The 18,816-nt window shown below is 70.5% G+C and carries 20 protein-coding genes; 12 read left to right on the top strand and 8 right to left on the bottom strand.

Going from position 1 to position 18,816, the window contains the following annotated elements; translation table 11 throughout:
- Positions 1-82: 82 nt before the first annotated feature.
- The gene (locus AB3X07_RS12120) at positions 83-1,555 is read right to left on the bottom strand and encodes an amino acid permease (protein ID WP_369938866.1); all 1,473 of its coding nucleotides are present in this window, start codon (positions 1,553-1,555) and stop codon (positions 83-85) included.
- 169 nt (positions 1,556-1,724) lie between these two features.
- On the opposite strand from AB3X07_RS12120, the gene AB3X07_RS12115 reads away from it, so the two are divergent.
- Entirely contained in the window at positions 1,725-2,276 is a 552-nt protein-coding gene (locus AB3X07_RS12115; protein ID WP_369938865.1) for an NUDIX hydrolase, read from the top strand.
- 95 nt (positions 2,277-2,371) lie between these two features.
- A complete protein-coding gene (locus AB3X07_RS12110) occupies positions 2,372-2,647 on the top strand; it encodes a hypothetical protein (RefSeq protein WP_369938864.1) in 276 nt (91 codons plus the stop codon).
- Positions 2,648-2,834: 187 nt separating this feature from the next.
- Here AB3X07_RS12110 and serA read toward each other — a convergent pair whose 3' ends face one another.
- Positions 2,835-4,076 carry a phosphoglycerate dehydrogenase gene (gene serA, locus AB3X07_RS12105; RefSeq protein ID WP_369938863.1) on the bottom strand — a complete coding sequence of 414 codons (1,242 nt, stop codon included), beginning with the start codon at positions 4,074-4,076 and terminating at the stop codon, positions 2,835-2,837.
- A 278-nt stretch (positions 4,077-4,354) separates the two neighbouring features.
- On the opposite strand from serA, the gene AB3X07_RS12100 reads away from it, so the two are divergent.
- The 3 genes from AB3X07_RS12100 to AB3X07_RS12090 all read left to right on the top strand — a co-directional run bounded on the left by AB3X07_RS12100 (position 4,355) and on the right by AB3X07_RS12090 (position 8,144).
- The gene (locus AB3X07_RS12100; RefSeq protein WP_369938862.1) at positions 4,355-5,743 is read left to right on the top strand and encodes an FAD-binding oxidoreductase; all 1,389 of its coding nucleotides are present in this window, start codon (positions 4,355-4,357) and stop codon (positions 5,741-5,743) included.
- Positions 5,744-5,859: 116 nt separating this feature from the next.
- The gene (locus AB3X07_RS12095; RefSeq protein WP_369938861.1) at positions 5,860-6,177 is read left to right on the top strand and encodes a DUF2388 domain-containing protein; all 318 of its coding nucleotides are present in this window, start codon (positions 5,860-5,862) and stop codon (positions 6,175-6,177) included.
- The gene (locus AB3X07_RS12090; protein ID WP_369938860.1) at positions 6,174-8,144 is read left to right on the top strand and encodes a DUF4105 domain-containing protein; all 1,971 of its coding nucleotides are present in this window, start codon (positions 6,174-6,176) and stop codon (positions 8,142-8,144) included. The genes AB3X07_RS12095 and AB3X07_RS12090 overlap by 4 nt, the downstream gene beginning before the upstream one ends.
- A gap of 269 nt (positions 8,145-8,413) precedes the next feature.
- Here AB3X07_RS12090 and AB3X07_RS12085 read toward each other — a convergent pair whose 3' ends face one another.
- The 6 genes from AB3X07_RS12085 to AB3X07_RS12060 all read right to left on the bottom strand — a co-directional run bounded on the left by AB3X07_RS12085 (position 8,414) and on the right by AB3X07_RS12060 (position 12,577).
- Positions 8,414-8,794 carry a hypothetical protein gene (locus tag AB3X07_RS12085; RefSeq protein WP_369938859.1) on the bottom strand — a complete coding sequence of 127 codons (381 nt, stop codon included), beginning with the start codon at positions 8,792-8,794 and terminating at the stop codon, positions 8,414-8,416.
- Between the two features lie 4 nt (positions 8,795-8,798).
- Positions 8,799-9,365, bottom strand: a complete 567-nt coding sequence (yeiP, locus tag AB3X07_RS12080; protein ID WP_369938858.1) for an elongation factor P-like protein YeiP — start codon at positions 9,363-9,365, stop codon at positions 8,799-8,801.
- 115 nt (positions 9,366-9,480) lie between these two features.
- Positions 9,481-10,251, bottom strand: a complete 771-nt coding sequence (locus tag AB3X07_RS12075) for an SDR family oxidoreductase (RefSeq protein WP_369938857.1) — start codon at positions 10,249-10,251, stop codon at positions 9,481-9,483.
- A gap of 88 nt (positions 10,252-10,339) precedes the next feature.
- On the bottom strand, positions 10,340-11,233 hold the full coding sequence (locus tag AB3X07_RS12070; RefSeq protein ID WP_369938856.1) for a hydroxymethylglutaryl-CoA lyase: 894 nt from the start codon (positions 11,231-11,233) through the stop codon (positions 10,340-10,342).
- Between the two features lie 157 nt (positions 11,234-11,390).
- On the bottom strand, positions 11,391-11,792 hold the full coding sequence (locus AB3X07_RS12065) for a VOC family protein (RefSeq protein ID WP_369938855.1): 402 nt from the start codon (positions 11,790-11,792) through the stop codon (positions 11,391-11,393).
- The gene (locus AB3X07_RS12060) at positions 11,789-12,577 is read right to left on the bottom strand and encodes an enoyl-CoA hydratase-related protein (protein ID WP_369938854.1); all 789 of its coding nucleotides are present in this window, start codon (positions 12,575-12,577) and stop codon (positions 11,789-11,791) included. Before AB3X07_RS12060 ends, AB3X07_RS12065 begins: the two co-directional genes overlap by 4 nt.
- 125 nt (positions 12,578-12,702) lie before the next feature.
- On the opposite strand from AB3X07_RS12060, the gene AB3X07_RS12055 reads away from it, so the two are divergent.
- The 7 genes from AB3X07_RS12055 to dapB all read left to right on the top strand — a co-directional run bounded on the left by AB3X07_RS12055 (position 12,703) and on the right by dapB (position 18,708).
- Positions 12,703-12,954, top strand: a complete 252-nt coding sequence (locus AB3X07_RS12055; RefSeq protein ID WP_369938853.1) for a FeoA family protein — start codon at positions 12,703-12,705, stop codon at positions 12,952-12,954.
- Positions 12,951-14,810, top strand: a complete 1,860-nt coding sequence (gene feoB / locus AB3X07_RS12050) for a ferrous iron transporter B (protein WP_369938852.1) — start codon at positions 12,951-12,953, stop codon at positions 14,808-14,810. Before AB3X07_RS12055 ends, feoB begins: the two co-directional genes overlap by 4 nt.
- A 15-nt stretch (positions 14,811-14,825) precedes the next feature.
- The gene (locus AB3X07_RS12045; protein WP_369938851.1) at positions 14,826-15,074 is read left to right on the top strand and encodes a DUF6587 family protein; all 249 of its coding nucleotides are present in this window, start codon (positions 14,826-14,828) and stop codon (positions 15,072-15,074) included.
- A gap of 40 nt (positions 15,075-15,114) precedes the next feature.
- Complete coding sequence (locus tag AB3X07_RS12040) at positions 15,115-15,528, top strand: hypothetical protein (RefSeq protein WP_369938850.1); 414 nt, start codon at positions 15,115-15,117, stop codon at positions 15,526-15,528.
- 158 nt (positions 15,529-15,686) lie between these two features.
- Positions 15,687-16,889 (top strand): PLP-dependent aminotransferase family protein, encoded by a 1,203-nt coding sequence (locus tag AB3X07_RS12035; protein ID WP_369938849.1) that lies wholly within the window; start codon positions 15,687-15,689, stop codon positions 16,887-16,889.
- A 19-nt stretch (positions 16,890-16,908) separates the two neighbouring features.
- Entirely contained in the window at positions 16,909-17,619 is a 711-nt protein-coding gene (locus AB3X07_RS12030; protein ID WP_369938848.1) for an MOSC domain-containing protein, read from the top strand.
- 372 nt (positions 17,620-17,991) lie between these two features.
- On the top strand, positions 17,992-18,708 hold the full coding sequence (gene dapB, locus AB3X07_RS12025; protein WP_369938847.1) for a 4-hydroxy-tetrahydrodipicolinate reductase: 717 nt from the start codon (positions 17,992-17,994) through the stop codon (positions 18,706-18,708).
- The last annotated feature ends 108 nt before the right edge of the window (positions 18,709-18,816 follow it).

The raw sequence follows: 18,816 nt of genomic DNA, 5'->3' as shown, positions 1-18,816 counted from the left end.
GCGGTTCCAGCCTGGCGCGGCGCGCGAGAAAGAGGGGATGAACGCGAAGACCGGCGCAGCGGCCGGTCTTCGGGGGGACGGATCAGGCCCGCGTGGCCAAGCGGCTGTTGCGGATGCCGTAGAAGAAATAGATGCACAGGCCGATCGCGGTCCAGCCGACGAACACCTTCCAGTGTTCCTGAAACGCCTGGAAGAACAGGCCGACGCAGAACACCGCGCCCAGCGGGCACACCGCCCAGAACCACGGCACCCGGAACGGCCGCGGCAGTTCCGGCCGGGTGAAGCGCAGTACCATCACGCCGATGCAGACCGTGGCGAAGGCGAGCAGGGTGCCCATCGACACCAGTTCGCCGAGCACGTCCAGCGGGATCAGCCCGGCCAGCAGCGCGGCGAGCACGCCGACCACGATGGTGCCGACATACGGCGTGTGGAAGCGGCGATGCACCTTGCCGAACAGCTTCGGCAGCAGGCCGTCGCGGGCCATGGTGTAGAAGATGCGCGGCTGCGCCATCAGCATCACCAGCACCACCGAGGACAGGCCGGCGATGGCGCCGATCTCGACGAAGGTCTTCAGCCAGGCCAGGTCCGGATAGTGCTCCAGCGCGGTGGCCACCGGCTTGGCGGTGCCGAGCTGGGTGTAGGGCAGCAGGCCGGTCAGCACCGCGCAGACGATGATGTAGATGATGGTGCAGATCGCCAGCGACACCAGGATGCCGATCGGCATGTTCTTCTGCGGGTCCTTGGTCTCGCCCGCGGAGGTGGAGACCGCATCGAAGCCGATGTAGGAGAAAAACACGATCGAGGCGGCGCGGAAGATGCCGCTCCAGCCGAACTCGCCCGGGCCGGTATTCTCCGGGATGAACGGGTGCCAGTTGGCCGGGTCGATATGGGAGATGCCGACGCCGACGAACAGGCAGATCACCGCGACCTTGATCGCCACCACGATGGCGTTGACGAAGGCCGACTGGGTGACGCCGACGTAGCACAGCGCGCTCACTGCGGCCACGATCAGCACCGCCGGCAGGTTGACGATATTGCCGGAGGCCACGAACGTGTGGCCGGTCCAGGTCAGCGGTGCGCTGGCCAGTTCCGCCGGGAACGGCAGGCCCAGGGTGCTGGTGACGAAGCTGATGAGGTAGGCCGACCAGCCCACCGCGACGCTGGAGCCGGCGAACAGGTACTCCAGCACCAGGCACCAGCCGATGAACCAGGCCACGCCTTCGCCCAGCGTCGCATAGGAATACGAGTAGGCGCTGCCGGAGACCGGCAGCATCGCCGCGAACTCGGCGTAGCACAGGCCGGCGAAGGCGCAGGCCAGGCCGGCGAACACGAACGACAGCATCACCGCCGGGCCGGCGTGGTGGGCCGCGGCCTGGCCGGTGAGCACGAAGATGCCGGCGCCGATCACCGCACCGATGCCGAGCAGGATCAGGTGCCTGGCGGTGAGGGTCCGTTTCAGCGTGGCTTCGCCTTCCAGGCTGCCTTCGAACGGTTCGCCGGCATCGACGTGCCCGGCGGGCTCGATCGGCTTGACCCTCAACAGAGACTTCAGCATGCGGTGCATTCCCCGGTGGCGAGCGGGGCCGTCTCGCCCCGGTCACGATGGTGCGCTAGGCCCGGGCGGGCCACGCAAGCGTCGTACCATGCCAAAGCCGGACGACGGCCACAAGCCGCGCTGCACCGTCGGCGGCGATAATGGCCGCCCCCGATCGCGAGAGCCGCCCATGCCGGACCATTCCCTGCGCCGCCAGTTGCAGGCCTATGCCGCCCGTTGGCCGCAGGAGGCCGAGGTTGCCGCGCAGTTCCTGGCCTTGCTGGACGACGCGCAGGATCCGTTCGTGCGTGCGCGGCTGGACGGCCACTTCACCGGATCGGCGTGGCTGGTCAGCGCCGACGGCGCCCGCACCCTGTTGACCCATCACCGCAAGCTGCAGCGCTGGCTGCAGTTGGGCGGCCATGCCGACGGCGATCGCGACCTGGCGCAGGTGGCGCTGAAGGAGGCCGAAGAGGAGTCCGGCCTGCCTGGCCTGACGCTGGAGGACGGCGCCCCATTCGACCTGGACCGGCACTGGATCCCGGCGCGCGGCGAGGTGCCGGGGCATTGGCACTACGACGCGCGCTACGTGGTGCGTGCCGGCGACGACGAGGCGTTCGTGGTCAGCGAAGAGTCGCTGGCGCTGGCCTGGCGCCCGATCGCCGAATTGCTGGCCGAGCCGGACCTGGATCCCTCGTTGCGGCGCATGGCCGGCAAGTGGCTGGAGCGCAACGCCGGCTGACGCCTGCGTTGCCCGCCGCCGCGCGCGCCCTGCCAGCGCTGGGCGGGCAGGGCGGCATTGGGTACCCTGGCGTGCCCCGCCGCCAGTCCCTGCCCATGTCCCGCGCCACCGCTCCGTTCACCTATCGCCTGGCCTTCCGCCCGGTCGACGACCAGATGGATTCCGCCGAACTGGCGCGCACCGTGCAGCGCGCGCTGCTGGCCTTGAGCGGGCCGCCGCATGGCGTGGCGATCGTCAGCCTGCAGCGCCCGCCGCGCGAGGACCGCGACGGCCTGTACATGGAAGCGGTCGTCGCCGGTCCGGAGCGCTGGTACCTGAAGGCCGACGACTATCTGTTGAGCGAGGGGCTTCGCGGGGAGTTGCAGCCCTGACGGGCCGGGAATGGGGAATCGGGATTGGGATTCGTAAGAGCGGTGGCGCTGGCGCGTCTTTGCTCCGACTGCGCTCTGGCTTGGATCGACCGCGGTGGCGCGGACGCGAATGCGCGGAACGCCCAAACGAGCGCGCGAAAGCGTATTGCGCTCTTACGAATCCCCAATCCCCATTCCCCATTCCCTGTCAGTAGAGAATCCGCGTCCGCAGCGTGCCGGCGATCTGGCCCAGTTCGTCCTTCAGCACCGCGGCCAGTGCCTCGCTGGCGGCGACGTCGATCACTACGTAGCCGACCTTGGGGTCAGTGCGCAGGAACTGGCCGTCGATGTTGACGTTGTGGCGCGAGAACAGTTCGTTGATCTGCGACAGCACGCCCGGCACGTTGCGGTGGATGTGCAGCAGGCGCAGGCTCTCGGCGTGCTCGGGCAGGGTCACCTCGGGGAAGTTCACCGCCGACAGGGTGCTGCCGTTGTCGCTGTAGCGCACCAGCTTGGCCGCCACCTCCACGCCGATGTTGTCCTGCGCCTCCAGCGTGCTGCCGCCCACGTGCGGGGTCAGGATCACGTTGTCGTGCGCGGCCAGCGGCGACTCGAACGCATCGCCGTTGCCCTTGGGCTCGATCGGGAACACGTCCACCGCCGCGCCGCCGATGTGGCCGCTGCGCAGCGCCGCGTCCAGTGCGGCGATGTCGATCACCGTGCCGCGCGAAGCGTTGATCAGGTGCGCGCCCGGCTTCATCTGCGCGATCTGCGCCGCACCGATCATGTCCTTGGTCGCCGCCGTTTCCGGCACGTGCAGCGTCACCACGTCCGAACGCGCGAGCAGGTCGTCGAGGTCGATGGCCGCGCGCGCGTTGCCCAGCGACAGCTTGGTCTCGATGTCGTGGAAGATCACCTGCATGCCCAGTGCCTCGGCCAGCACCCCGACCTGGGTGCCGATGTGGCCGTAGCCAACGATGCCCAGCACCTTGCCGCGGGTCTCGTGGCTGCCGGCGGCCGACTTGGACCAGCCGCCGCGGTGGCATTCGGCGTTCTTCTGCGGGATCCCGCGCAGCAGCAGGATCGCCTCGGCGATCACCAGTTCGGCGACGCTGCGGGTGTTGGAGTAGGGCGCGTTGAAGACCGGGATGCCGGCCAGTTCGGCGGCATCCAGGTCGACCTGGTTGGTGCCGATGCAGAAACAGCCGATCGCGATCAGGCGCTTGGCCTGCGCCAGCACCTCGGCGCTGAGCTGGGTGCGCGAGCGGATGCCGATGATGTGCGCCTCGGCGATGCGCGCCTTCAGTTCGTCCTCCGGCAGCGATTTGGCGTGCAGTTCGATCTGCGAGTAGCCGGCCGCGCGGAACACGTCGACGGCGGTCTGGCTGAGGCCTTCGAGCAGCAGCACGCGGATATCCTGCTTCGGGAACGAGGTCTTCTTGGGCGACATTAGCGGCGACGGCGCGAGGCGGAAGGGGCGGTCACTATGCCAGATGCGTCCGCGCTTTGGTGCGCCGCAATAGGACGCCGGGATGACGCAAACGCAACGCCGGCGAAGGTTTCAGATGCATCTATTGGGAATCGGGAATCGGGAATCGCAAGAGCCGAGCATCATGCGGAGCGGGCATGCCAGGCCCATGCTCCTTCCGAGTTCCGCGCCACCTAGACGCCGCTACCCAACGCTGGCACGCTTGAATGCTTGCCTTCGCCACCGATGCCACTCAGCCCATGACCGACCCGCGCCTGGACGCCCTGCTGCTCGCCGTGCCCGGCCTGCGCCTGAAGACCGATCCCGCCGACCTGGAGCACTACGGCCGCGACTGGACCCGGCGCTGGACGCCGGCGCCGCTGGCGATCGCGCTGCCGGCGACGGTGGAGGAGGTGCAGGCGGTGCTGCGCTGGGCCAACGACCACGCGGTGGCGGTGGTGCCCTCCGGCGGCCGCACCGGCCTGTCCGGCGGCGCGGTGGCCGCGCATGGCGAACTGGTGCTGAGCCTGGAGCGGATGAACAAGGCGCTGGCGTTCGATGCAGTCGACCGCACCCTCACCGTGCAGGCCGGCATGCCGCTGGAGGCGGTGCACAACGCCGCGCGCGAACACGGCCTGCAGTATCCGGTGGATTTCGCCGCGCGCGGCTCGTGCTCGATCGGCGGCAACATCGCCACCAATGCCGGCGGCATCCGCGTGATCCGCTACGGCAACACCCGAGAGTGGATCGCAGGACTGAAGGTGGTCACCGGCAGCGGCGAACTGCTCGACCTGAACCGCGGGCTGATCAAGAACTCCAGCGGCTACGATTTCCGGCAACTGCTGATCGGCTCCGAGGGCACCCTGGGCATCGTGGTCGAGGCCACCCTGCGGCTCACCGACCCGCCGCCGCCGAGCAACGTGATGCTGCTGGCGCTGCCCTCGTTCGAGGTGCTGATGCAGGTGTTCGCCGCGTTCCGCGGCCGCCTGCAGCTGGAAGCCTTCGAATTCTTCACCGACCGCGCGCTGGAACACGTGCTGGCGCACGGCGCGCAGGCGCCGTTCGACACGGTCTATCCGTATTACGTGGTCACCGAGTACGCCAGCGGCGACGACGCGCAGGAAACCGCGGCGCTGGCCGCGTTCGAGGCGTGCATGGAGCAGGGTTGGGTGCTGGACGGGGTGATCAGCCAGAGCGAGGCGCAGGCCGCGCAGCTGTGGCGCCTGCGCGAGGGCATCACCGAGGCGGTGGCGCGCTACACCCCGTACAAGAACGACGTTTCGGTGCGGATTTCGGCCATGCCGGCATTCCTGGCCCAGACCCAGGCGCTGCTCGGCCAGGCCTATCCGCAGTTCGACGTGGTCTGGTTCGGCCACATCGGCGACGGCAACCTGCACATCAACGTGCTCAAGCCCGCGTCCACCGCGCCGGCCGACTTCATCGCCGCCTGCGAGCAGGTCACCAAGCTGCTGGCGCAGGCGCTGGCCGAGCATGGCGGCAGCATCTCCGCCGAACACGGCATCGGCCTGGTCAAGAAGCCCTACCTGGACAGCACCCGCGGCGCCGAGGAAATCGCGCTGATGCGCGCGGTCAAGCGCGTGTTCGATCCGTCCGGGCTGCTCAATCCGGGCAAGCTGTTCGACCCCTGAGCCACAGCGCGCTGGCCGCGCCCGCGCGGCGGGCGCTCGCGCTCGCGGCGGTGGCCGGCTAGGCTATGCCGGCGCGGCCGCCGCCGCCTTTCCCTGAGTCCGTTGGAACCGATGCGATGAACCGAGTGACCGTGCGCTGCGCCCTGTTGTTGATCCTGACCGTCCCCGCGTTCGCGCAGGCCTCCAGCGTCGCCGGCACCTCCGCCGGTTCGGCCTCGGCCGGCTCGGCCGGCAGCTCGGCGTCCTCGGACAGCAGTTCCGGCAACGACAAACTGGTGCTGCAGGCGCGCGACGACGCGGCCGGCTTCGTCGCCAGTGCCGGCCGCATCCGCGGCGCGCAGCTGGAAGCGGCGCTGCGCATCCTGCGCGAGCGCAATCCGCAGGCGCAGCAGGCCAGCGACCTGCAGTTGGCGCAGGCCATCCTGGCGCTGTGACCTCGCGCCGGCGGCCGCGCCGGCTCGCCGCGCTGGCGCTGCTGTGGCTGGCCTGCGCGTTGCCCGCGCAGGCCTTGCGTCTGCAGGTCGATCCGAGTGACCTGAGTGAACCCGAACGCGCCGCCAGCCAGGCGCTGCTCGACGTAGCGCTGCCCAAGCTGCCGCCTGCGTGGAGCGCGGCGATCCAGACGCCGCTGACGCTGCACTGGCGCGACGACCTGCCGGCGCAGGTGCACGGCAGGGCGCAGGCGCGCCGGCTGCTGTTGAACAAGGCGTTGTTGCATGCCTGGATGCGCCAGCGCGATGGCGACGCCGACCTTCATGCGGATGGCGTGGGTAGCGCTGGTGCCGATGGCGCTGGCGACGGCGGCGCCGCCCGCGCGGCGATCGCGGCCTTGCTGCACGAACTGGCGCATTTCTATGACCGGTCCGCGGCCGGGCGGCTGTCGTCCGATCCGCGCCTGCTGGACCTGGCCGGCTGGCAGGTCAGCCCGATGCGGCTGGGCCTGCGGGCGGGCCGCAATGCCTTCAGCGAGCGCAGCCCGGACCGCTACGAACTGCAGTCGCCGGCGGAGTTCGTCGCGGTCAACCTGGAACACTTCCTGCTCGATCCGGACTACGCCTGCCGGCGCCCGGCGCTGGCGCGCTACTTCGCGCAGCGCCTGCACTGGACGCCGCCGGCCGTCGCCTGCGCCCCCGGCCTGGTCTACGTGCAGGACCCGCTGGCCGACGAAGCGGCGCTGCTGCAACTGGATCCGGCGCGGGTCTACGCGGTGGACTACCTGCTGGCCGAGGGCAACGCGCAGCCGATGAGCCATTGGGGCCACAGCATGCTGCGGCTGGTGATCTGCGCGCCGGAGCACGCGCCCGGTCCGCAGTGCCGGCTGGACCTGGCCTACCACAAGGTACTCTCGTTCCGTGCATTCGTGGACGATGTGCAGCTGTCGAGCCTGCGCGGCCTGCTCGGCGCGTATCCATCGCGGCTGTTCGTGCTGCCGCTGCGGCAGGTGATCGACGACTACACCCAGGTGCAGTTGCGCGGCCTGCAGTCGATCCCGCTGCGGCTGGCGCCGGAGGAGATCGCCGCGTTGCTGGAACGCGCCGCGCAACTGCACTGGAGCTACGACGGGCGCTACTACTTCCTCAGCAACAACTGCGCGGTGGAGACCTACAAGCTGCTGCACGACGGCGTGCCGCGCCTGTCCACGGCGCGCCTATCCGGGATCAGCCCGACCGGCCTGCTGCGGCGCCTGTCCCGCGCCGGCATCGCCGACACTGCGGTGCTGGACGATGCCGACGCCGCCATCCGCCAGGGCTACTACTTCGCCCCGGCCAGCGCGCACTACGCGGCGATGTTCGCGGTCGCGCGCGCGCAGCTGGCGCTGCCGGCGCGCAGCGTGCAGGCGTGGCTGGACCTGCCGGCGGCGCGGCGCAGTCCGTGGCTGCAGCGCGGCGACCTGCGCGCCAGCGCCGCCCTGTTGCTGCTGGAGAACGCCGCGCGCCGGCGCGAGGAGCAGCGCGGTCGCGACGCCTTGAAGCGCCGCTACCTGGCCGACAAGCACGCGCCGGCCGCGGAGCGAGGCAGCACCAGCGCCGACGGCGGGCCTGCCGACCCGGGCGGCGGGACCCGCGAGGCCGCCGAAGCGGTACGGGCGCTGCTGGCGGAGCAGGGCCTGTTGAGCCAGCCGGCGACGTTGCTGCAGGGGATGCCCGGCTATGGTTTGCCGCAAGGGGAGGAACGCGCACGGTTGCAGCAGGCCCAGGCGCGGATCGACGCCTTGCGCAGCGACGGCGGCGCGGTGCAGGCACGCTTGCAGGCGCTGCTGCCGGCGCCGCTGCGCACGGAGCTGCAGCAGATCGACGCGAACCTGGCGGCGCTGGGCACGCGGCTGCGCGATCTCAATCGCGAGGGCGGTGGCCTGGAGTTGGTGTCGCCGTCGGTGTTGTCGCCTGTTGAGACGCGGTGACGTGTAACGAACGATCCGCGCGATGTTCGCTGCGCCGGCATGCGCTTTTTCAAGACGCTGGCGACGCTGTGCGGCGCGGCGGGCGATTGCCGGTTGCGCAGAGCGATGGTGGCGGTCGGCATCGCAGCGACCGGCGGAGCCCATGACGGGGGAGGCTGCCGGTCGCGGCTGAAGCCGCTCCTACAGTGCATCCGGCGCAGGCCGCGCATGCTCTTGTAGGAGCGGCTTCAGCCGCGACAACCCACCAGCGCAGCAACATCCAGTCGCCGCTACGGCAGATCCAGCCCGGCGTCCTCGCCATAGCGGCTCAGCCATGCATCGCGCGCCGGATCGCCGCGGTAGCGCGCGCGCAGCGCGGCCCAGGTCGCCTCGTTGCCGTCGCAGTACTTGGCCACCGCCTTTTCCAGCTCGCGACGGCGCGGGGCGTCGTAAGGCTCCTCGCCGGCGAAGTGATTGCACACATCCTGACGCGCGACGAAGGCGCGCACGTCCTGCGGCATGGCGCAGAAGCCGGCGTGGTGCTCCGGGTCCACGTCATCGGGAATCGTGCAGGCGGCTTTGGTCGCCGGCGCGGGCGCAGGCTTGGCCGCCGCCGCGGTCCCCGCGGCCGGCAGCGTCAGCAGCAGCGCCAGCGCGATGGCGCGGCGCACGCGCTCAGTCCGCGCGGCCGGCGAACTCGCCGGTGGTGGTGTTGACCAGCACGCGCTCGCCGTTGCCGATGTACTCCGGCACCATGATCTCGATCCCGGTGTTGAGCTTGGCCGGCTTGGGCCGCTTGGTCGCGGTGCCGCCCTTGAGTTCCGGCGGGGTCTCGACCACTTCCAGGGTCACGCTCTGCGGCAACTGGATCGCCACCGGCTGGTCGTCGATGACCTGCACATAGATGCCGCTCAGGCCGTCGGTGATGTAGCCGGCGTCGTCGCCGATCACGTCGGCATCGAGGGTGTACGGGGTGTAGTCCTCGTCGTCGAGGAACACGAAGGCCTCGCCGTCCTTGTACGAGAAGGTGGCCTGGCGGCGCATCAGCTCGACTTCGCGCAGGTCGTCGTCGCCGTCGAAGCTGGCGTCGAGCTTGTTGCCGCCCGGCACGCTGTACATCACGAAGCGGAAGCGCACGTTGCCGCCGCGGCCCTGCGGCGAGCTGCGCTCGATGTCGCGGATCTGATAGACGCCGTTGTTGTACTCGACGACGTTGCCTTTCTTGATTTCGTTGGCTTTCATTGGGGCTGGGAATCGGGATTGGGGAATAGGGAATGGGAGAAGCGTCAAGCAGTCGGGCGAGGATCAGTGAAAGGGACGCTGTTGCGATTCCCCATTCCCGATTCCCCATTCCCGGCTATTTAGGTGCCAACCGCACCGCGCCGTCGAGGCGGATCACCTCGCCGTTGAGATAGCGGTTGCGCAGCAGGAACAGCACCGTGTCGGCGAATTCCTCGGGGCGGCCGAGCCGCGCCGGGAACGGGATCGAGGCGGCCAGCGACTGTTGCACCGCCTCGGACATGCCGTCCACCATCGGCGTCCAGAAGATACCCGGGGCGATGGTGTTGACGCGGATGCCGAAGCGCGCCAGTTCGCGCGCCATCGGCAGGGTCATCGCCACCACGCCGCCCTTGGAGGCGGCATACGCGGCCTGGCCGATCTGGCCTTCGTAGGCGGCGACGCTGGCGGTGTTGACGATCGCGCCGCGCTCGCCGTCCTCGCCCGGGGCGTTGTGCTGCATCAGGTCGGCGGCGGCCTTGGCGACGTTGAAGCTGCCGACCAGGTTGACCATCACCGTGCCCTGGAAGGTGGCCAGCGCCATCGGCGCCTCCTTGCCGAGCACGCGGCCGGCGCCGAGGATGCCGGCGCAGTTGATCGCGGCGTTGAGCCCGCCGAGGAAGTCGCGCGCGGCATTCAGTTGCGCCGCCACCTGTGCCTCGTCGCTGACGTCGGTGCGGAAATAGCGCGCCTGCGCATCGCCCAGCGCGGCGACCGCGGCCGCGCCCTTGTCGTCGTTGAGGTCGAACAACGCGACCTTGCCGCCTTCGGCGACGAGGCGCTGCGCGACCGCCAGGCCGAGCCCGGAAACGCCGCCGGTGACCACCGCGCGGATATCGGCAAGCTGCATGGATGCTCCCTCCCAGGAAAGCGCGCATTTTAGCCGACTCCGCGCAGTCCCCGCCGGCGCCACAGGCGGCGCGCGCGGGGCGATCCGGTCAGGCCGTCGCCAGCGCCTGGCCGACCTTGCTGCCGGTCGCGCGGCCGAGCTTCTGCGCCAGCCAGCGCCCGGTGGCGGCCAGCGCATCCAGGTCGATGCCGGTGGTCACGCCGCTGCCGTGCAGCAGGTAGACCACGTCCTCGCTGGCGACATTGCCGCTGGCGCCCTTGGCGTAAGGGCAGCCGCCGGCGCCGGATACCGCCGCATCGACCACGCGCACGCCTTCCTCCAGGCACGCGGCGATGTTGGCCAGCGCCTGCCCGTAGGTGTCGTGGAAATGCACCGCCAGCGCCGCCATCGGCACCTCGGTGGCCACCGCGCGCAGCATCGCCCGCGCCTTGGTGGGCGTGCCGACGCCGATGGTGTCGCCCAGCGAGATCTCGTAGCAGCCCATCGCGTGCAGCTGCCGCGCGACCCGCACCACGTCGGCCAGCGGCACCTCGCCCTGGTAGGGGCAGCCGAGCACGGTGGAGACGTAGCCGCGCACCCTGACCCCGTCGGCGGCGGCGCGCGCCAGCACCGGGGCGAAGCGCGCCAGCGATTCGTCGATACCGGCATTGGTGTTGGTGCGGTTGAAGGTCTCCGAGGCGGCGGTGAACACGGCCACTTCGCGCACGCCGACCGCGGCGGCGCGCTCGTAGCCCTGCAGGTTCGGCACCAGCACCGGATAGTCCGCGCCCGGGGCCGGCACGATGCCGGCATAGACCTCGGCGGCATCGGCCAGTTGCGGTACCCATTTCGGGCTGACGAAACTCGTCGCCTCGATGCTGCGCAGGCCGGTGCGGGAAAGCTGCGCGATCAGTGCGATCTTGTCGGCGGTGGCGACCCAGGTCTTCTCGTTCTGCAGGCCGTCGCGCGGTCCCACTTCCACCAGGCGCACGAAATCGTTCATCGGGCGGACCCGTGGTGCGGCGCTCGGCGAACGTGGCAGGGCGGAAGCAACGGATCGACGTTCACGGACACTCCTTCAGGGGCAACGGCGGACGGCGGCATGCGGCTCGCGCACGCGCGATCGGGACGCAGCGCAGCCGGCGGCTAGGGCCAACGCCTCAGGCGCTGGCCGGGCGATGGCAGACGGCTTCGATGTTGTGCCCGTCCGGGTCCAGCAGGAAGGCGCCGTAGTAGTTGGGGTGGTAATGCGGGCGCAGGCCGGGGGCGCCGTTGTCGCGGCCGCCGGCGGCCAGCCCGGCGCGATGGAACGCGTCCACCTGCGCGCGCTCGTCGACGGCGAAGGCCAGGTGCAGGCCGCCATCGGCGTTGGCGGCGCCGTCGGTGAGCCAGACGCTGGGCTTGCCGTCGCGGCCGAAGCCGACGTGGCGGCGATCGCCGGTCTGTTCGGCGCTCACCTCCATCACCACGTCCAGCCCGAGCGCGGCCAGCGCGGCGCGATAGAAGGCGAGGCTGCGTTCCAGGTCGACGCAGCGCAGGCCGATGTGGTCGAGCGGGCTCACCAGAACCCCCGCCAGTTCGGCTCGCGCTTTTCCAGGAAGGCGTTCAGTCCTTCTTGGCCTTCCGCCGACACCCGCAGCCGCGCGATCAGCGCGGCGTTGTCGCGGTCCAGGCTGGCGTCGTCGCCGACCGCAGCGACGCGGCGCACCAGCGCCTTGGCACCGGCGGCGGCGAGCGGTCCGGCCTGGCCCAGCAGTTCCAATTGGCGTTGCACCGCCGCGTCCAGCGCGCCCGGCGCCACCGCCTGGTGCAGTAGGCCGATCTGGGTCGCGGTGGCCGCATCGAACGCCTCGGCGCTGGCGAACCAGCGCCGCGCCTGGCGCGCGCCGATCGCGGCGATCACGTACGGCGAGATCACCGCCGGCAGCAGCCCCAGCCGGCTCTCGCTGAGCGCGAAACGCGCGTCGGTGGAGCCGATGGCGATGTCGCAGCAGGCGATCAGGCCGACCGCGCCGCCGAACGCCGCGCCGTGTACGCGCGCCACGGTCGGCTTGGGCAGTTCGTCCAGGGTGCGCATCAGCCGCGCCAGGGCCAGCGCGTCGTCCAGGTTCTCCTGTTCGCTGGCGGCGGCCATCGCGCGCATCCATTGCAGGTCGGCGCCGGCGGAGAATGCCGCGCCCGCCCCGGCCAGGACCAGCACCTTGACCTTCGGGTCGGCACCGATCTCCTGCAACGCCACGGTCAGGTGCGCGATCAGGTCGGCATCGAAGGCGTTGCGCACCTCCGGTCGGTTCAGTCGCAAGGTCAGGACCTTGCCCGAGCGTTCCAGCAGCAGGGCATCGCTCATCGGCGGTTCTCGTGCGAAGGGGAAACGGCAGCCATACGGACATGATAGCGGGCCGCGCCGGCGCCGCCATGACGCAATGCGGCGGTGCTACAATTGATAACCATTCTTATCGACGGAACGTTTCCGTGACGTTGTCCGACATGCCGCTGCGCAGCACCGCCCTCGTCGAAACCGTGCACGACCGCCAGCCCAACGACGCCATCGCGCGGCGCCTGCGCGAGCTGGGCTTCGTCGCCGGCGAGCAGGTGCAGGTCCTGGCCAGCGGCCCGATCGGCGGCGAGCCGCTGCTGGTGCAGGTCGGCTACACGCGCTTCGCCCTGCGCCGCAGCGAGGCCGCACGGGTCCAGGTCAGCGCCGCCGCCGAGGTGCAGCCGTGAGCGCGGCGGCCGCGCCGCTGCGCCTGGCCCTGGTCGGCAACCCGAACTGCGGCAAGACCGCCTTGTTCAACCAGTTGACCGGCAGCAAGCAGAAGGTCGCCAACTACGCCGGCGTCACCGTGGAGCGCAAGGAAGGCCGCTTCCGCGCGCCGTCCGGGCGCGAGTTCGCGGTGCTGGACCTGCCCGGCGCCTACAGCCTGCAGCCGGCCAGCCTGGACGAGGCGATCACCCGCGACCTGTGCCGCGGCTTCTACCCGGGCGAGCCGGCGCCGGACGTGCTGGTGTGCGTGGTCGATGCCACCAACCTGCGCCTGCACCTGCGCTTCGCGCTGGAGCTGCGTGAGTTGGGCAAGCCGATGCTGGTGGCGTTGAACATGGTCGACGCGGCGCAGCGCCGCGGCATCCAGATCGACCGCCAGGCGCTGGAGCAGGCGCTGGGCGTGCCGGTGATCGAGACCGTGGCGGTGCGCCGCAACGGCGCCCGCGCCCTGGTCGAGCGGCTCGACACCTTGGCGCCGACATTGCCGCCGGCGGTGGCGCCGAGCGAGGGGCAGGGCGACTACCACCAGCAGGTCCGCGCCATTCTCGCGGCGGCGGTGTCGATGCCGACCCGCACCTCGCGCATCGACGACGCGCTGGACCGCTGGCTGCTGCATCCGGTCGCCGGCCTGTTGACCCTGGCGGTGGTGATGTTCCTGATCTTCCAGGCGGTGTACGCCTGGGCGACGCCGCTGATGGAGCTGATCGACGGCGGCACCACGGCGTTAGGCGCCTGGGTCGGCAGCACCCTGCCGCAGGGGCCGCTGAACAGCCTGCTGGTGGACGGCATCATCACCGGCCTCGGCAGGGTGGTGGTGTTCCTGCCGCAGATCCTGATCCTGTTCGCCTTCATCCTGGCGCTGGAGGAATCCGGCTATCTGCCGCGCGCGGCGTTCCTTCTCGACCGCATGATGGCCGCGGCCGGGCTGTCCGGACGCTCGTTCATCCCGCTGCTGTCCAGCTTCGCCTGCGCGGTGCCCGGGATCATGTCCACGCGCAGCATCCAGGACCCGCGCGACCGCCTGGCGACCATCCTGGTCGCGCCGCTGATGACCTGTTCGGCGCGCCTGCCGGTGTACGCCCTGCTGATCGGCGCGTTCATTCCGCAACGGCAGGTGTGGGGCGTGTTCAACCAGCAGGGGATGGTGCTGTTCGGGCTGTACTTCGCCGCCATCGCCAGTGCGCTGGTGGTGTCGTGGACGATGAAGAAGTGGCGCCGCGACAAGGGCGAACATCCGCTGCTGCTGGAGCTGCCGTCCTACCGCGTGCCGCACATGCGCGACCTGGCGCTGGGCCTGTGGGAGCGCGCGGCGATCTTCCTCAAGCGCGTCGGCGGCATCATCCTGGCGCTGACCATCCTGCTGTGGTTCCTGCTGTCGTTCCCGGCGGCGCCGGCCGACGCCACCTTGCCGGCGATCGATTACAGCTTCGCCGGCCGCATCGGCCACGCCATGACCACGGTATTCGCGCCGCTGGGCTTCAACTGGCAGATCTGCATCGCGCTGATCCCCGGCCTGGCCGCGCGCGAGTTGGCGGTGTCGTCGCTGGCGACGGTCTATGCGCTGTCGGCGGCCGACGACGATGCCGCAGCGCAGGGGCTGTCGCCGCTGATCAGCGATGGCTGGTCGCTGGCCACCGCGCTGTCGCTGCTGGTCTGGTACATCTACGCGCCGATGTGCCTTTCCACGCTGGCTACGATCAAGCGCGAGACCAATTCGTGGAAGCAGATGAGCTTCGCCGCGTTCTACCTGTTCGCGCTGGCGTACCTGGCGTCGCTGGTCACCTACCAGGTCGCGGTGGCGCTGGGGGCCGGCTGAGCCATGTCCGCGTCCATGTCGCTGTGGCTGCAATACCTGGTGATCGCGCTGGCGGTGTTGGTCAGTGCGTGGGTAGTGCTGAAGAAGCAATTTCCTGGCACTGCGCGCAAGCTGCGCGGCGGCATCGCGCTGCGCCTGCTCAAGCCGGGCCGGGCGGCCTGGCTGCAGGCCGTTGGCCGCAAGATCGCGCCTGCGGCTACGGCCGGTGCCGGCGCTTGCGGCGGCTGCGACAGCTGCGGCCCGGCACCGCCGCGTCGGCATTGAGCTGGCGGCTGGCGCAACGGATGAGGCGAGACCGGCTGCCATGAGCGATCTGCCGTTGCCCATGTCGCCGCCAGCCGGCGCCTTCTTCGGTCTGGATCTGCAGGCGCTCGCGCCGCCGCAGCGCGACGCATTGCGCCAGGCCGATGCCGATTTTCGCGCCGCCGCGGCTGGCCGCACACCGCTGCATGCGCGCATCGATACCGAAGCGCCATTGCCTGCCGATGGCGGCACGCGCCATTACCTGGGGCAGGGCTATCGGCTGACCGTGCTGCGCCGCCTGTCCTGCATCGGCACGCAGACCGCGATCGCCTACGGCCCGATCCTGCAATTGGACGAGGCGCTGTTCGCAACGGCGACACTTCCCACCGTCTCGGATGTGCGTCTGTATGCACCTGCCGCGCTGGCGCGATGGTTGGAGGCCGCGGCGCAGCCCGATTCCGGCGCGCGCGAGTAGCCACGCAGCGCCATTCGCAACAGCGCCGGCGCTTGCGGCGGCGGCTCAGCGCCGAGCGCCAGCGTCGGCACGGCCTGGGTGGGCCCGCTGGATCGCCGAGCGCCCTTCGCGCTGCGCTGCACAGCGGAGCGCGGCGGGACTGCCGTTATGCTATCGCCATGACGACCTCCTTCCAGTTCTCCCGCCGTGCGCAGGCGCTGACCAGTTCGGCGATCCGCGAAATCCTCAAGGTCACCGAACGCCCGGAAGTGATCTCCTTCGCGGGCGGGCTGCCGTCGCCGGACACGTTCCCGATCGCGCGCATGCAGTACGCCTGCGACAAGGTGCTGCGCGAGGCGCCGCAGGCGGCGCTGCAGTACGGCCCGACCGAAGGCTATCTGCCGCTGCGCGAATGGGTGGCCGCGCGGCTGAGCCGCGACGGCGCCAGCATCCGGCCCAGCCAGGTGCTGATCACCACCGGCTCGCAGCAGGGCCTGGATTTGCTCGGCAAGGTGTTCATCGACGAAGGCAGCAAGGTGCTGGTGGAAACGCCGAGCTATCTCGGCGCGCTGCAGGCGTTCTCGCTGTTCCAGCCGGCGTTCGCGGCGATGCAGTCGGACGACGACGGCGTGGTGGTGGATGCGCTGGACGCGGAACATCTGGCGGGCGCGCGCTTCATGTACGTGCTGCCGAACTTCCAGAACCCGACCGGGCGGCGCCTGCCGCTGCACCGGCGCCAGGCGCTGGTCGCGCGCGCGGCCGCGGCCGGCGTGCCGATCGTCGAGGACGATCCCTACGGCGAGCTGTGCTACAGCGGCGACACGCTGCCGAGCCTGCTGTCGATGCACCCGGAGGGCGGGATCTACATGGGCTCGTTCTCCAAGGTGCTGGCGCCGGGCCTGCGCCTGGGCTTCGTGGTGGCCCCGGAGGCGGTGCACGCCAAGCTGGTGCAGGCCAAGCAGGCGGCCGACCTGCATACGCCGTCGTTCAGTCAGCGCATCGTCTACGAGGCGGTGCAGGACGGCTTCCTGGACGCGCACATCCCCGGCATCCGCAGCCTGTACGCGAGCCGCTGCCAGCAGATGCTCGACGCGCTCGGCAAGTATTTCCCGTCGCAGGTGCGCTGGAACCGCCCGGCCGGCGGCATGTTCATCTGGGTCGAACTGCCGGCGGGCATGGACGGCGGCGCGTTGCTGGCCAAGGCGATCGAGCGCAACGTGGCCTTCGTGCCGGGTGCGCCGTTCTTCGCGGTCGAACCGCAGCGCAATACCTTGCGGCTGTCGTTCGTGACCGTGCCGGAAGCGCGCATCGAGGCCGGCGTGCGCATCCTCGGCGAGTTGCTGCAGGCCGAGGTCGCCGCGTTGCACGGCGCGACGGCCTGATGCGACCGGGCGAAGGCGCGTGACAGCGTTGCCCACGCTGGACCTGCACGTGGAGGCGGTGCTGGTCGGCCGCGCACAGGACTTCACCCGGCCCGGCAGCCGCAGCGCCATCGCCAAGCAACCGGTACCCGGGTCGCTGCGCATCGGCCATGAAGGCCTGGAACTGGACGAGCAGGGCGACCGCCGCGTGCATGGCGGCCCGGACAAGGCGCTGCACCACTATCCGCGCGACCACTACGCCGCCTGGCGCCAGGAACTGGGTGCGCACGCCTTGCTCGACGCGCCCGGCGCGTTCGGCGAGAACCTCAGCACGCATGGCGCCACCGAGGCCGGCCTGTGCCTGGGCGACCGGCTGCGGCTGGGCACGGCACTGGTCGAGGTGTCGCAGTCGCGTCAGCCGTGCTGGAAGCTGTCCGATCGCTTCGGCGTGGCCGCGCTGGCGCGGCGCGTGCAGGAAAGCGGCCGCACCGGTTGGTACTACCGGGTGCTGCAGCCCGGCGACGTCGCCGCCGGCGATCGCCTGACATTACTTGAGCGACCCTATCCGGCCTGGTCATTGGCGAGGTTGATCGCGCTGTTGTACCGGCGCGAGGTGGACCCCGCACAGTTGGAGCAGGTGCTGGCGTTGCCGCTGGTGCCGAACTGGCGCGTGCTGTTCGAGCGACGCCTGGCCCAGCGCGCGGTCGAGAACTGGGACAAGCGCCTGCTCGGGCAGCCTGCGGCCGAGTAGGCGCTCGCGACTCGCCGCCGCACCGACTGCGCGATGGGCTCGCATCGTGGATCAAGGTCGTGACTCAAGCCTCTCCTGCAATGCCTGCAGGTCCGCCGCCGCCCCTGTAGGAGCGGCTTCAGCCGCGACAAACGAAGCGGTAGACCTTCCGGCTACGGAGACAGTCGGGACTGATGTCCCTCCCACAGCGTTCGCAGCATGCGGATCGCCCGTGGTTGGGGGTGACGGCCGCAGGCGGCTTGGCCATCCGCAGCAACGATTGAATGACAGCACGTTCCACTTCGGATGCAGCGCCGCTTGAACGGCTTCGTCGGCCAATGCCTGACGCCCATCCCCCTGTCCCCCGCCGCCACAAACCGCTAGCCTTGCGCGATGACGACTTCCCCCGTGCGTGTGTTGATTCATGGTGCGTCCGGCCGCATGGGCCAGGCGTTGTTGCGGCTGGCCGCGCAGGAGTCCACGTTGCAGGTCGCCTGCGCCGTGGTCCGGCGGGCGCCGGCGCAGCGCGTCGTCGACGGCGTGCCGTACTTCGCCGCGAGCGAACTCGCTGGTGTGCCGGCGTTCGACGTCGCGATCGATTTCAGCCTGCCGCAAGGCTTCGACCCGGTGCTGGCGCTGTGCGTGGCGCGCGGCGCGGCGCTGGTGTCCGGCACCACCGGCCTGGACGCCGCGCAGCGGCAGGCGCTGGCCGAGGCGGCCGCACGCATCCCGCTGATTTGGGCGTCGAACTTCAGCCTCGGCGTGGCGGTGCTGAACGACCTGGTGGAACGCGCCGCCGCGGCGCTGCCGGGCTGGGACTGCGACATCGTCGAGTCGCACCACGTGCACAAGCAGGACGCGCCCTCCGGCACCGCGCTGACCCTGGGCGAGGCCGCCGCGCAGGGCGGGGCGCAGCCGCGCTATGCCAGCCTGCGCGCCGGCGACATCGTCGGCGAGCACCTGGTGCAGTTCGCCGGACTCGGCGAGCGGGTGGAACTGGTGCACCGCGCCAGCAACCGCGACATCTTCGCCCGCGGCGCGTTGCATGCCGCCGCGCGTCTGCCGGGGCGTGCGCCCGGGGCCTACCGGCTGCGCGACCTGCTCGGCTGAACGGCGCTTTCACACAAACGTCTGGCGCGGACAGGTCCGCGCCGGTACAATTCTCGCTCGCCTGTTACCCATCGCCACGGACCCGGAGAAGCGCCGAGTTCGCGGTTT

This window comes from Xanthomonas sp. DAR 35659 (genome assembly GCF_041242975.1).
In the GTDB taxonomy this organism is placed as follows: domain Bacteria; phylum Pseudomonadota; class Gammaproteobacteria; order Xanthomonadales; family Xanthomonadaceae; genus Xanthomonas_A; species Xanthomonas_A medicagonis.
Note: the sequence above shows the minus strand (reverse complement) of the source record. Positions and strands in the feature narration are given on the sequence as shown.